Genomic DNA, 14,560 nt, shown 5'->3' on the forward strand with positions numbered 1-14,560 from the left:
AAACTTACTTCACCATATACCCGTAAAGCCGCTTAATCCCGTCCGCGTCCGTTTCGCTGTACACGCCCTGTAGCTCCGGCGAGAAGCCCGGCAGCATGTTCACGCCCTCTTCCAGCGCCAGGAAGTAACGCAGCGCAGCGCTTCCCCACACTTCGCCCGGCACCACGCAGAGCACGCCCGGCGGATACGGCAGCGCGCCTTCAGCAGCAATGCGCGCTTCCGCCTGGCTTAGACGTACCAGCTCGACGTTGCCACGAATGAACTCGCTGTTGGCATCCTGCGGGTTCATCGCCACCGCGGACAGGCTCGCCCTGCGGAACATCGACTTTTGCAGCGCCTTCACGTCAAAGCTGACGTAGAGATCGTGCATCTCCTGGCAGAGCTGGCGCAGCGTGTAGCCTTTGTAGCGCACGGAGTACTTCTGGTAGATAGTCGGCAGCACATCGGCAAGCGGCGTATCATCTTCAATATGCTGTTCGAACTGGGCGAGCATCGCTACCAGCTGCGCCATCTTCTCTGCACTTTCCGCAGGCGTCAGCAGGAAGAGGATCGAGTTGAGATCCGCCTTCTCCGGCACGATGCCGTTTTCACGCAGATAGTTTGCGAGGATCGCCGCAGGAATGCCGAAATCGGTGTAATCACCGGTCTGCGGATCGATACCCGGCGTGGTCAGCAGCAGCTTGCAGGGATCGACAAAATATTCGTCCTTTTCATACCCTTCAAAACCGTGCCATTTCTCGCCAGGCTCGAAGCTGAAGAAGCATCGTTCCTGAGCAATTTTATCCGTCGCATGATCCTGCCACGGACGCCCCGCTACCGTCGGCGGAATAAACGGTTTGATCATCTTACAGTTGGCGATTATCGCCTTGCGGGCTTCTATGCCCAGCGCCACGCATTCCGCCCACAGGCGGCGACCACTCTCCCCTTCGTGGATTTTTGCGTTCACATCAAGCGCCGCAAACAGCGGATAAAACGGGCTGGTCGAAGCGTGCAGCATGAAAGCATTATTCAGCCGCTTGTGTGGGCAGAAGCGGGACTGGCCGCGAATGTGATTATCTTTCTTGTGGATCTGCGAAGTCTGCGAGAACCCGGCCTGCTGCTTGTGCACCGACTGGGTGACGAAGATCCCCGGATCGTTCTCGTTGAGATCCAGCAGTAGCGGCGAGCAGTCCGCCATCATTGGGATAAACTGCTCATAGCCAACCCACGCGGAGTCAAAGAGGATGTAGTCGCACAGGTGGCCGATCTTATCCACGACCTGACGCGCGTTGTAGATAGTGCCGTCGTAGGTGCCGAGCTGGATGACGGCCAGCCGGAACGGGCGTTTCTCCTGCGCGCGATCGGGTGCCACTTCGCTGATTAAACCGCGCAGGTAGGCGTCTTCGAAACAGTGCGCGTCGATGCCGCCGATAAAGCCAAACGGATTCCGCGCCGCTTCCAGGTAAACCGGCGTCACGCCCGCCTGAATCAAAGCACCATGATGGTTGGATTTGTGGTTGTTACGATCGAACAGTACCAGGTCGCCACGCGTTAACAGCGCGTTGGTCACGACTTTGTTTGCCGCCGAGGTGCCGTTCAGCACGAAGTAGGTTTTATCCGCATGAAAGACTTTGGCTGCAAACTTCTGCGCATCCTTCGCCGAGCCTTCGTGGATCAGCAAATCGCCGAGCTTAACGTCCGCGTTGCACATATCGGCACGAAAAACGTTCTCGCCGAAGAAATCGAAAAACTGTCGCCCGGCCGGGTGCTTTTTAAAGAACTCACCGTGCTGATGGCCAGGACAGGCGAAGGTGCTGTTTTCCATCGCCACGTATTTTGTCAGCGTGTCGAAAAAAGGCGGCAGCAGATCTTCTTCATAGTCGGAAGCAGCCGTTTCCAGCTCCAGATAATCCTGCGCTTTACCCGTGATAACGCCGGTAAACGCCGCCTGCTCGTCAGGCTGGGTTTCCGAGGCCAGGAAAACAGGAAGGTTAAAGCCCGTGCGTTTCAGCAGCGTCAGAATGCCGCTGCGGCTATCGGCGGCAGACAGCACGACCGCTGCAACATCGGTAAAGTCCGTATTATCGAGCGTGACCACTTCACGATGGGTGGAAAGCGTGGCGGCCACGTCGCGGCTGGCGGCAATTTTCAATGAGTTCATATGCACAAATCCCAAAGCTCAAGGATGAGTGGGTGCCATAAGGCACGGCAAAGGGAGCATTCCCCGGCGAATGTGTCTGCGAGTCTAAAGGAGAGAAGCCACTCCGACCGCGAGACATCAGTAAAACCAGGCATCACCTGATTTTACTGTTGTCCGGAAGTCGGCTTGCGTTGCCCTCACCGCATGGTGAGCGAGGGTCTTAGGGATACGGCAGAAAGGGGGCGGCACGCCATCGGGTGATGTCGGTGAACATTGACTGTGAACATCAATAAGCGCCCCGTTGCAGATATGCGAAATTTCGCGCAATCATGGCACCTTCTCACGCGGGGTTCAAGCCGCAGAGTCCAACATGGCGCACATTATTCATGCAAACGGACGCCGTAAGCTGACAAAATCATTGACGAAGAATGGGCTTTACGGTTTAATGCGCCCCGTTGCCCGGATAGCTCAGTCGGTAGAGCAGGGGATTGAAAATCCCCGTGTCCTTGGTTCGATTCCGAGTCCGGGCACCACTTTCACTTCTGTGGTTGCCTCCCAAACTCCCCGAAACTCAAGTATAATCATACCTATACCAAGTTTACGAACACCCTGAACTCCCTCAAACTCAACAGACGTCTTTCTAAATCAAGTGTCAGTTGGGGGCATTTATGGGGGCTCATCGTGTTCAATCAGTTTTAGGGGCCCCCTTATGGCACTCACAGCTAGGCAGGTAGACACTGCCAAGCCAAAAGAGAAAGACTACAAACTCGGTGATGAGCGTGGTTTGTTCCTGTTGGTTAAGACCAGCGGCGCACGTTACTGGCGACTCAAATATCGTATCGCAGGCGAAGAAAAGAAACTCGCCATCGGTGTGTATCCGGAAGTCTCACTTTCAGAAGCGCGGGCAAAGCGCGATGAAGCCCGAAAGCTCATCGCTGAAGGTATCGATCCTAGTGCTGAAAAACAGCGCAAGAAGCTCGCTCGCAAAATATCAGCGGTTAACACCTTCAAGATGTTGACAATGGAATGGCATAAGCATAAGTCAGCCAGCTGGAAGGAAAGCCACGCAGAGAGCGTCCTGATCGCTCTGGATAAAGACATATTCCCTCACATCGGCAATCGTCCTGTCGCAGAGATCCAGCCGCTGGAAATGCTTGAAGTACTCCGTCTGATCGAAAAACGAGGTTCTCTGGAAAAGCTGCGCAAAGTTCGCCAGTACTGCAACCAAATCTTCGATTACGCCATTTCAACAGGCCGTGCGACGATCAACCCTACTGCAAGCCTGAATGGCACCCTGACCGCACCGAAGGCTAAGCACTTCCCTCACCTCCTGGAAAATGAACTCCCCGCCCTGCTGTCAGCTCTGGCTAATTACCACGGCAGCCCTGTAACCCGTATGGCGACAAAGTTACTAATGTTGACCGGCGTTCGAACGATTGAACTGCGGGCTGCAGAGTGGCAAGAGTTTGATTTCGAAAAGGCGCTCTGGACCGTGCCTGAAGGGAGAATGAAAGGGGGGCGCGCACATCTGGTTCCCCTATCGCAACAGGTACTCGCGATCCTGCATGAGCTGAAAGTGATATCGGGCCAGAATGCCCTGGTATTTCCCGGTCGCTGCAACATCAACAAGCCAATGAGCGAGGCAGCTATTAACATGGTGCTCAAGCGCATCGGCTATGACAAGAAAGCTACCGGCCACGGCTTTCGCCACACGATGAGTACCATTTTGCATGAGAAAGGGTTTAACTCCGCCTGGATCGAGCTTCAGCTGGCACATGTCGATAAGAACAGCATCCGTGGAACTTACAACCACGCGCTCTACCTTGAAGGCCGCACCGAAATGATGCAGTGGTACGCCGATTACATCGATGGCCTCGCTTGCTCCGGTCCACAGGAACACAAAGAGATTTCCAGGTTGGATCAGATGCTCACCCAGGGCGGCCAGCGCCACAGGAGCTAGGCTGTTGATTCCATCATAGAAGTTTGTACCCCGGCTGGTTGTTCAAATGAGGTAACCAGCCGGTACGGAGCTTAACCAGAAGAGTTCGACGATACATGCCAGGTGAATGGTGCCTATTTGGATTTCTTCGGACTGATTAGTAGGTCATAAAGGATTTTCATCGCAGACCTTTTCTCGTTTGACCATTTGTCAAGTCGAGAGTCTAATTTGCTCTCCTCCTCCTTTTCAGCTGGTTTCATTTCATGCTTAAACGGGAGTAGTTTTTCGGCCAGCCATACAGTCACACAATTTCTGTCAGCAAAGGTCGTCTCATGCGACTCTGACTGGACTTGTTTGACCAATAGCTCCACCGCGTCATCGTACTGTTTATCGTATTTCCCTGTGCCCTTTTGCCCCCCTTTGCTTCGGGCTGCTCTAATACGTTCTTCCTTCTTCCGCACATGATAGTTTTCATCACACAACACGAACTTGTTCAAATAGCGAGCGGCCTGATACACGGTCTGAGTAAAGAATGGCTCTCGTACTTCAACCTCATCAGCAAACTGGAAATTTGCTATCTGGAACATACAGCACGAGATCTCAAAGAGGTAGTAGTGCGATTCTTCCGCAAGCTTGAAGAGTGTGTCCAGTGTTTTAAGCAGGCCCTCATAGCTTAGCCCGTTGTGATGATCGCGTGGCTTAAGAAGTGGCTGAAACAACGCATCGTACACATTCTCTCGATTGATGGAATACATCACGCTGACATGCACCATATCCTCACGAAAAGCCTTGAGTAAATAGGTAAGCTGCGGTTTCGTCTCGTCTGAAATGGCCCATTTGATCCAGATATCAAAGGCGGGTATGACATCGATCATGTATGCCTGGGCTATTGGCTCGCAACTGCGAAAATCTATGGCCGTTTGCAGTCCCATGTCAGACGGGTGTTCAATGGGCTTTATCGATTCAAACAATCCGCTGAAATAATCTGCCGCATTGAAACATCCCTGATCAGAGTTTTTTTTTGATTCGTAGTAATAAGCCATCATCGCATCCCCAAACGTTCCTTCCTTGGCCCTACCTTCTCACAAATTCCGTCATGATTTCAACAAGGTATATGCATCTATGGTGTACTCATCCAACAGCATATCAAATACGCCTGATCGCATAAGTTCCAGTAGTAGCCCATCAATCATTAGGTTATCGAGTAAGTAGGATGGTACGTCAGCAAATCATCGAGACGCACATTAACTCATTGTATTTAAGACCATTACATGAGAAATGCAATCCAATACACATTTGCCAACTCATGTCAACCAACTAACTCAAATGACTTAGAGGGCACCAGTTAACAGCGTGTGTCTGAAGGATACTATTGTCAAACTCTGTGTGGTCGGGAGCCGTTGTGACTCTCATACACCAAGGAGAACCAAGTATGTACTACCGTAAACGTCGTCAATCGCGCCTTAGTGCGCTGACCGATTCAATCGACCTCGCTATCGCTCAGCCAGCCGCATCGGCTAATCACGAACTGCAGCCGGGTCAGAACAGCCCGCAGGTTGGTGAACAGCAAAACACAGAGGCTGCTTCTACAGCACCAGTGGTAGATGTGCAGAAGATTCTTGAGCCTTTTGAGATCTGTGAGGGCGAAGAGGGATTAGTTGCAAAGGCCCAACCAGCGGCCAACGAATCTGATGATGGCCCGCGTTTTCGCGAAGGGGATACGCTGCTGACGATGAAACAAGTCACTAATTTGACCGGTACCAGTGACAAGTTCATTTTTGATAAGATAGCTAACGGGCTGTTCCCTAAGCCGATCAAGCTCGGACGCTCATCGAAATTCATTCTCCGTGAGGTTTACGCCTATATCAACGCGTGTGCCAACGCTCGTAACTAAACTGTGAGCCACAGGAATAGAACACTCGTTAACCACCATTCTGTTCCTGAATTCAACGCGGTTTGAACTAATTGTAGCGACCCGCTACGGGATATCTGTGCCCGCCGTCTGGCTGGCACGGTATTTCTTCAATAAGAGAACGATGACGTGAATAAACATCCGAAGCCTTACAGTAAGGCGCCTGTGAAATACGACCCAAGTGTCGTACCTGCACTCTTTCCTGAATTCGAGGCGCTGTTAAGCCACCTCCGAGGCGGGAAAGATATCTCCTACGGATTAATCGCCAGTAACATTCTGGCTGTTATTTCCCTGGTCTGCCTCAGCTTGATTGAAGTCCTCAACCCTTCAAGCGGGATCTCCGAACCAGTGGCTTTAAATCTACTTGTGATCGCAAGCTCAGGTGCCGGGAAATCGACGATATACAACCAGCTAACAGCTGAAATCCATTCATTCATCGCTGAGATGAAGGCGGACTACCAAGAGCGAAAGGCTGAATCCAGGATTGAGTTGAAAGTCTGGAAACTCAAAGAAGCAAGGCTGGAGAAAAATCTGGCCCAGGCGATTGATCGCGGCTTCGGCAGTGAAATTCAAGATCTTGAATATAAGAACCACCTAAAGAAAGAACCCAGGAAGCCTCGTAGATTCAACCTCGTGTATAAGGATGTAACGCATGCCGCCTTAATGGAAGGATTGGCAGAATTCCAGTACGGCGGACTGATGGTTGATGAAGCGGAAACCTTCTTCAGCAGCATTCTGAAAAAACATTTTGGTTTCCTTAACACGGTGTGGGATGGAGGTCCGTATGAGCATCGTCGCGCTGGCAGAGAACCCCTTGATCTGTTCCCTGTGATGATGTGCCTTCTGATGGCCCAGCCTGGGGTTTTCTATGAGTTCATTGAGAAAAATCAAACTGCTATGAAAGATAGCGGCTATATGGGTCGCTTCCTGCCGGTTATGGGTGAAAGGCACAAGCTGGATGACTTAGTGAAACGGCTTACCTCCGGGTGTACCTCATTGGACCAGTTTCATCGCAGAATCCGCGAAATACTGGATGAAGCGAAAGAACGCTTCGACAACGGGGACCAACAGAAGACGCAATTTACTCTTAACTTCTTTGCAGCCCACTACCTGGGTCAGAAAGAGGTTGAGATCATGCGCCATGCCGAACCAGGTGGAAAGTGGGAACACATCAAAGAGTTCTGCTTAAAGGCCTGTTCCAATGCCATACGAATCGCCGCACTTCTCCACTTCTTTGAAAAGAAAGCGGGCACAGAAATCTCCAGCGAAAGCATCAAAGCTGCGTGCACAATCATGGACTGGTACCTTGAGCAGGCCAGTATGATTTTCTTCAAGCAATCCAACCTGTACATCTTTCAAAAGCGCTGCGCAGACAGGTTCACTCATATCCATCATGAGCTGATCAAGGCAGATTGGTTACCGATAAGGTCCAAAGATCAGCTGAATCGTGGCCCTAAGGATTCTCAATCAGCAGACGCGATAAAGCCAGTACTGAGACAATTAGTTATCCAGGAACGAATTACTCTGCTCAGATGCCGCCGCACGAAGTCAGTATATATAGTCGCGCCTCATCACAAACACAGCTACCTGGACAGCTGGGAGGTTTTCCCAAGAAATGAACCGTTTCCTGCTGGGTGTGATGAAATTACCTATAACGACTCTCAGGGCGATTACTATGAGCTGGATCTACCCTCCTATGAATAGTTTCATCAGGCCGGTTCGTAACATTCACTCAACAACGGCATGGGCGGGCTACAATCAGCACAACCCTGCCGCTGACTACTTTTCGAGCGCATTTGCGTGACACCATGACGAAACACTGCGGATTTGGCGGATTTCCGTCAGATCCGTGGCGTTATGCCGCATAGCCTCTCAAATTGTGGTCATTAAGTGAACCGCTCCGATTTGATAGCTGTATCGTCTTAGTGCCTCAGGCAGGTTAACCAAGTGTTGCGTTAGATATTTCAACAGCAGGGAGCACAGAGTGGAATACGCATCGGAATATCGGTTTGCTCAGCGCGTAAATAAGGCTGACGAGTGTCTAGGTGTTCTTAAGTCATTATGTACACTTAACACTATCTTATTATAGCAACCTTACACTCCACCTCATCAAATATCATCGAGAGTATTCCCGGAGGGATATTCACACTGGATCAATCATCATGGCATATTGTAGGATTAAGTCGTGTCGCAAAGAGATCAATCTCAGTAACACTCACCGAGAAGCCTATTACGCTCACCGTTGTGACGATCACTACGCGGAATATCTGTCACGCAAGAATCAGCGTGAAGAACACGATCAGCAAGTCTGTGCAAATAAAGGCTGTAATAACACGCTAGAGGGTACCAGGAATCTCCTATACTGCTGCGATGCATGTCGTCGTGAATCTGAGAGTCGGTGGGATCCGTCTGAACTCAGCAAGCTCATGGCCTGGTCATACGTCCAGCATATCGAACGTATGATCAATCGTAGCCCGTTGAAGCTAGGCTCTATTACCTGCATCGGTGATTTCATAGCGTTGCTCAGACTGTACGTAGTTAAAGCGTCGTATCAGCGTAGCTATGCCGTTGTTCCCCTGGCCTCCGGTAAGTACAAGCCTAAGCCTCTGTTGGAGCTTGAGCTTTGTCATCTGTATCCGGTCAGTGCAGGCGGGGCTAATACCGCTGATAACATCATCATCGCTCCTAAGCTCATAAATCGTAAGAACAATTCCGCTATTCCCTGTCAGGATAGTACCTTCAGAGGCGTTGTATCGGACGGTGAGCTGATTCCGGTGGGCGATGACCTTGTTACCGGTCTGGTTGACCTTTATGGCGTAGAGGATGTTACAGAAGCTGTGAGCGAGCTTAGTAGGCCCACACGCTTCCACGGTAGCACTCGGCGGGATCCTGAGTTCAAGGGGATTCAACGTGAGCTCTCACTGTTCACCGTGTTACACAATGAGTTATGGCGCTTAAATCAACGTGAGCTGGCATCAATGCTGTCTGACATCAGGATGCTGAAGGAGCTTTCGTTAAATTTCCCCATCTACCTTGAGTTGCTGGCGATACTCGGTTTCTATGATGTGTTGACGGGTGAACGGGATCGGTTGCTGATCCGTATGCGTCGTATCCTGCGGGCATTCTTTGGTGATCCAGCTAACGGTAAATTAAGTCGGCTACCAGGCGGGATCGAGGGCTATAAGGCGGTGATGTATCTTTTCATTCGCGAGCACCTGGACCGTTATTTCGGCGTTGAACTCGAACGTCAGGATTCCGTGGTAGCCTTCTACAATCGTTTCTTCTCACTACCGGTCGTTGACAGTCATATAAGCAGCGGTGAGTTTGTCAGTTATGTATACCGTGACGGGGTTAAGCGTCCGGAACCAACCGGCTTTTTCACGCCTGACGAAACGACGATCTCGTTATTCGAGCTAACCGACTGATTGCCCTGCTGTACTGTGGGTAGCATCACCAGGGCCACTTCCATGCAAGGTGGCCTTTTTCGCTATGTTGCTTTGCCGAATAACTCAGCCATCGTAAATCACTTCCCAGCTTATACCCCCGCTTCGCCATCTCCTCTAACCTAATGAATCGTAATAACAATCCCGTTACCCCTGTAAGGAACATGCCTTCAGACGTACTGTATCGCCCGCTAAGCGGGTTCTGACGTTCTCAGCCCATGTTACCGCCTTTAAGCTGTGGATGATGTTACAGAAGCGCTGAGCAAGCTTGAGAGGCCTTACGTATTCCACGGTAGCTTTGAGTTCAAGGGAATTCGTCATGCTAAGCAACAGCTTACAACGCTTTAAGATTGATCACCCGTTCAGACAAACCCCTGCGTCATCAAGGCCGCATCTTTCGGAGTGGCCTTTTCCACATCAACTGTTCAGCGCCAACCCAGCGAGGCTGAAGCAGCGTCTGTTCCCGCGTATAGCCACGATAGCCCTACTCCACCAGCATAATGTGTGTTTTGTGCCGCATGCTGGTTTACACGCAGCGTTAAGGAGGTAAACTTGAAGCTGTCTATTATTCACGCTTATCAACATCACCAGAGAAACCATGTCACAACTTGATTTCGGTAGTCAGAATCCCTTTGAACGCGCTATATCACCTTTCGAGGAAATGGCGGCGTATGAAGCTCTGTGGACCGAAAAAGGGGCCACGTTTAAGACCATTGCAGATAAGTTTCGACAGGCACCTGCCGGAGCTACGCCATCAGATCTGGTCTCGGGGAGCACAATAGACTCCTTCAAGATCAAGCTCAAAGAGATCATGTCCCGCTTTGCTGTCAGCGATATTGGCGTGCGTGTCCATGGCGCTGGTGAATATCCTCAGAAGCTGCGTGATGCCCGACACCCGATTGAAGTGCTCTACTATCAGGGTTGGTGGGATTTAGTGAACACGCGCTCTGTCGCTGTTGTAGGCTCACGGAAGGTGTCTGAAGAAGGCATTCGTCGCACACGTAAGCTGGTCAAATGTCTGGTCGAAGATGGCTTCACTATCGTTTCCGGGCTTGCTGAAGGCGTTGATACCCAGGCCCATCAGACCGCCCTGGCGCTTGGCGGTGATACCATTGCCGTCATCGGTACGCCACTGTCACACAACTACCCTAAGCAGAACAGCGAACTGCAGCACACGATCCGCGATAACCACCTGCTCATAAGCCAGGTGCCATTCCAGCGCTATCTGGACCAGGATTTCCGTAGCAATCGCATCTTCTTCCCGGAACGTAACGTCACCATGTCTGCGCTGACGGAAGCGACGATCATCATTGAGGCCTCAGAAACATCGGGTACGCTCACCCAGGCGCGTGCAGCACTCGCACAGGGCCGTAAGCTGTTCATTCTTGAGTCCTGCTTCCAGAATCCGGCACTGACCTGGCCCGCTCGCTTCGAAGCGCAGGGCGCTATCAGAGTCAAAGATTACGAGGATGTAAGGAGAAATCTTCTGTGACTTTTCGCCTTACCCAAATCGATGACCTGGTTCGTGGGCAGCACTACCACCTGGAAGAAGACGATCTGTGCTACTTCTTCGGTGAATACACAGCAAGACGTGGGGCGACGCACAGTGCCACAAACCAGCTGATAATGAACCTCAAGAAAGGTAACGACAGACGAGGCAGGCCAGAGTATCGCTATAAGGGTCAGGCTATCGATGACGTTGCGCGGATGGTCAACAACAGCTTTGGTGGAGCGATCGCCAACTACACTTTCGTTCCCGTTCCGCCCTCAAAATGTAGAACGGATGCCGCCTATGACGATCGAATGGCCGCCGTTTTACGCAAAGTCCACGAGCTGAACCCGGCGCTGGATTTCCGTGAACTGGTCTGGCAGGAGTCATCGACGGTCGCCTCACATGAAGCGGCGAATAACCGCCCGACCGTTGACGCGATCATGGAGAACTACCGTCTGGATGAGGCGCTGATACCGGGTGTTAAGCAGAACATCATTGTATTTGATGATGTTCTTACCGCTGGATGCCATTTCAGGGCCATGAAACGCTTCCTGTTGCGATATTTCCCTCAAGCCAATGTCCTGGGGCTGTTTGTCGCCAGAACGGCCAGAGAAGCCGATATAGCGAGCCTGTTCGACCTTCTGGACTAAATTTCAGGCCAAATGCCATTACTTCCGCCCTGAATCGGGACATCTGGCTTACTTACGCCATGAATTTGTTGATCTTTGTCGCGACTTACTCGAAAACCACCACAGCCCTCGCCCAAATCCCCCCAACACACACAAAGTGAGGTAAAATCGCCGGAATAACAGTGAATAGACACCGTAAGGGATTCAACCATGACAAGCCTTCAACAGCGCGCTGAGTTACACCGTCAAATCTGGGCCATTGCCAACGATGTCCGGGGCTCAGTCGATGGCTGGGACTTTAAGCAATATGTCCTTGGCGCACTCTTCTATCGTTTCATCAGCGAAAATTTCTCCAGCTACATCGAAGCCGGTGATGACAGCGTCAACTACGCAGCACTTGATGACAGTATCATTACTGACGATATCAAAGACGATGCCATCAAAACCAAAGGCTACTTCATCTACCCGAGCCAGTTGTTCCGTAATGTGGCCGCGAAAGCGAATACCAATGACCGTCTCAACGCTGATTTGAACAGCATCTTTGTGGCGATAGAAAGCTCGGCCTTCGGTTATCCTTCTGAAGCCGATATCAAGGGCCTGTTTGCCGACTTCGACACCACCAGCAACCGCCTGGGTAACACTGTTAAAGATAAGAACACTCGCCTGGCCGCAGTACTGAAAGGTGTCGAAGGCTTAAAGCTGGGTGATTTCGATGCACACCAGATTGACCTGTTCGGCGATGCGTATGAATTCCTGATCTCCAACTACGCAGCGAATGCCGGGAAGTCAGGTGGCGAATTCTTCACGCCACAGCACGTCTCTAAGCTGATTGCCCAACTGGCGATGCACGGTCAGACCCACGTTAACAAAATCTACGACCCGGCAGCTGGTTCAGGCTCTCTGCTGCTTCAGGCGAAAAAGCATTTCGATAATCACATCATCGAAGAAGGCTTCTTTGGTCAGGAGATAAACCATACGACGTTCAACCTGGCGCGTATGAACATGTTCCTGCACAACATCAACTACGACAAGTTTGATATCAGGTTGGGCAACACCCTGACTGACCCGCACTTCGGCGATGAGAAACCGTTCGATGCGATCGTTTCTAACCCGCCTTACTCGGTAAAGTGGATTGGGAGTGATGACCCGACGCTGATTAACGATGAGCGCTTTGCCCCCGCAGGCGTACTCGCACCGAAATCCAAAGCTGACTTTGCATTTGTGCTGCATGCCCTGAACTATCTGTCAGCCAAGGGCCGTGCGGCGATAGTCTGCTTCCCTGGGATTTTCTACCGTGGCGGCGCTGAGCAGAAGATCCGTCAGTATCTGGTTGATAACAACTACGTTGAGACAGTGATTTCACTTGCGCCAAACCTGTTCTTCGGCACCACCATCGCCGTTAACATCCTGGTGCTATCAAAGCACAAAGCTGATACCCGCGTGCAGTTCATCGATGCCAGCGGTCTGTTCAAGAAAGAAACGAATAACAACGTCCTGACCGATGCCCACATCAAGCAGATTATGCAGGTGTTCGAGAGCAAGGCCGATACCGACCATCTGGCGAAATCTGTGGAGCTTGAAGCTGTTGCCGCCAATGGCTATAACCTGTCGGTCAGCAGCTATGTCGAAGCGAAAGACACGCGTGAAATTGTCGATATCACCGAACTGAATGCCGAACTGAAAACTACCGTCAGCAAGATTGATCAGTTACGTCAGGACATTGATGCGATTGTAGCCGAAATTGAAGGTAGCGAGGCGCAGGCATGAGCGAGCTGAGCTACCTGGAAAAGCTGCTGGATGGAGCCGAGGTTGAGTGGAAAGCATTGGGTTCTGTTGCTGATATTGGTACTGGAAGCTCGAATCGCCAGGATGAAAGCGAAGACGGCGCTCACCCATTCTATGTTCGCTCAAAGAATATCCTTAAGTCTGATACTTTTGAATTTGATGAGGCGGCCATAGTCATTCCTGGCGAGGGTGGGATTGGAGATATTTTCCACTATGTTGAAGGAAAGTATGCATTACACCAGAGGGCCTATCGAATTCATATCAAATCAGACTGTGTGAACACGAAATTCTTGTACCACTTCATGTCATCACGGTTTAAGCAGTATATTTTAATGAAAAGCGTGGGAGCGACAGCTACCTCAATCAGAAAGCCTATGTTGGAAGGGTTTGAAATTCCCATTCCCTGCCCAGGCAACCCTGAGAAGTCCCTTGCTATCCAGGCTGAAATCGTCCGGATTCTGGATACATTTACCGCCCTTACCGCAGAGCTTACCGCAGAGCTTACCGCAGAGCTCACCATGCGCAAGAAGCAGTACAGCTATTATCGGGACCAATTGCTGAGCTTCGAAGAAGGAGAAGCTGACTGGAAGATGCTGGATCATATTTGTACTTTGATTTCTGCTGGCGGTGATGTACCTGAAAATTGTGTTAAAGGACAGACACAACCAACTAGCGAATACCCTTACCCAATCTACGCAAACGCAACGGATGTAAAGGGATTATATGGCTACACCGATTCGTACAAGATTGATAGCAATGCGGTAACAATTTCTGCGCGAGGTGCAAAAGTTGGATACCACACAGTCAGAGAAGCAAAGTTCACCCCAATAATTCGCCTGATAGTGTTAGTCGCCAACAAGAATTTGGTCAGAACACGATATCTTAATTATGTTTTGGACATGACGCCTATTGGGGGTACAGATGGGGGAATCCCACAACTTACCGTTCCTATGGTGAAGAAAATTAGCGTCCCGATTCCTTTCGCGAGTGATCCTAACAGATCACTTGCGGAACAAGATCGTGTCGTTGCCATCCTGGACAAATTCGACACCCTGACAAGTTCCATCACCGAGGGCCTGCCCCGCGAAATCGAGCTGCGCCACAAGCAGTACGAGTACTACCGGGATTTGCTGTTCAGCTTCCCGAAGCCTGATACAGCAGCTCACTGACGAAAATGAGACGGCCTCCGACCGGCATCTGCTGGTCGGGGTATACACAGCCATGTTTACTTACCGGTAGCT

General features: G+C 51.0%; 10 protein-coding genes and 1 tRNA gene. 9 read left to right on the plus strand and 2 right to left on the minus strand.

Annotated elements, in window-relative coordinates; genetic code table 11:
* Positions 1-4: 4 nt before the first annotated feature.
* Positions 5-2,140 (minus strand): ornithine decarboxylase, encoded by a 2,136-nt coding sequence (locus ACA108_18225; protein XEX95256.1) that lies wholly within the window; start codon positions 2,138-2,140, stop codon positions 5-7.
* A gap of 436 nt (positions 2,141-2,576) precedes the next feature.
* Here ACA108_18225 and ACA108_18230 point away from each other — a divergent pair.
* Positions 2,577-2,652, plus strand: a tRNA-Phe gene (locus ACA108_18230).
* 176 nt (positions 2,653-2,828) lie between these two features.
* Complete coding sequence (locus ACA108_18235) at positions 2,829-4,079, plus strand: tyrosine-type recombinase/integrase (GenBank protein XEX95257.1); 1,251 nt, start codon at positions 2,829-2,831, stop codon at positions 4,077-4,079.
* A 113-nt stretch (positions 4,080-4,192) separates the two neighbouring features.
* Here ACA108_18235 and ACA108_18240 read toward each other — a convergent pair whose 3' ends face one another.
* On the minus strand, positions 4,193-5,104 hold the full coding sequence (locus ACA108_18240; GenBank protein ID XEX95258.1) for a hypothetical protein: 912 nt from the start codon (positions 5,102-5,104) through the stop codon (positions 4,193-4,195).
* 386 nt (positions 5,105-5,490) lie between these two features.
* Here ACA108_18240 and ACA108_18245 point away from each other — a divergent pair, with 386 nt between their 5' ends.
* The 7 genes from ACA108_18245 (at position 5,491) to ACA108_18275 (ending at position 14,488) form a co-directional block, all read left to right on the plus strand.
* Complete coding sequence (locus ACA108_18245) at positions 5,491-5,952, plus strand: helix-turn-helix transcriptional regulator (protein ID XEX95259.1); 462 nt, start codon at positions 5,491-5,493, stop codon at positions 5,950-5,952.
* A gap of 147 nt (positions 5,953-6,099) precedes the next feature.
* Positions 6,100-7,674, plus strand: coding sequence for a YfjI family protein (locus ACA108_18250; GenBank protein ID XEX95260.1), 1,575 nt, complete (start codon positions 6,100-6,102; stop codon positions 7,672-7,674).
* A gap of 755 nt (positions 7,675-8,429) precedes the next feature.
* Positions 8,430-9,395: a hypothetical protein gene (locus ACA108_18255; GenBank protein XEX95261.1), complete on the plus strand. Its 966-nt coding sequence runs from the start codon at positions 8,430-8,432 to the stop codon at positions 9,393-9,395.
* Between the two features lie 616 nt (positions 9,396-10,011).
* The gene (locus ACA108_18260) at positions 10,012-10,905 is read left to right on the plus strand and encodes a DNA-processing protein DprA (protein ID XEX95262.1); all 894 of its coding nucleotides are present in this window, start codon (positions 10,012-10,014) and stop codon (positions 10,903-10,905) included.
* Complete coding sequence (locus tag ACA108_18265; protein ID XEX95263.1) at positions 10,902-11,555, plus strand: hypothetical protein; 654 nt, start codon at positions 10,902-10,904, stop codon at positions 11,553-11,555. Before ACA108_18260 ends, ACA108_18265 begins: the two co-directional genes overlap by 4 nt.
* A 189-nt stretch (positions 11,556-11,744) precedes the next feature.
* Positions 11,745-13,301, plus strand: a complete 1,557-nt coding sequence (locus tag ACA108_18270) for a type I restriction-modification system subunit M (GenBank protein ID XEX95264.1) — start codon at positions 11,745-11,747, stop codon at positions 13,299-13,301.
* Entirely contained in the window at positions 13,298-14,488 is a 1,191-nt protein-coding gene (locus ACA108_18275) for a restriction endonuclease subunit S (protein ID XEX95265.1), read from the plus strand. The genes ACA108_18270 and ACA108_18275 overlap by 4 nt, the downstream gene beginning before the upstream one ends.
* The last annotated feature ends 72 nt before the right edge of the window (positions 14,489-14,560 follow it).

The organism is Dryocola sp. LX212 (genome assembly GCA_041504365.1).
Lineage (GTDB): Bacteria > Pseudomonadota > Gammaproteobacteria > Enterobacterales > Enterobacteriaceae > Dryocola.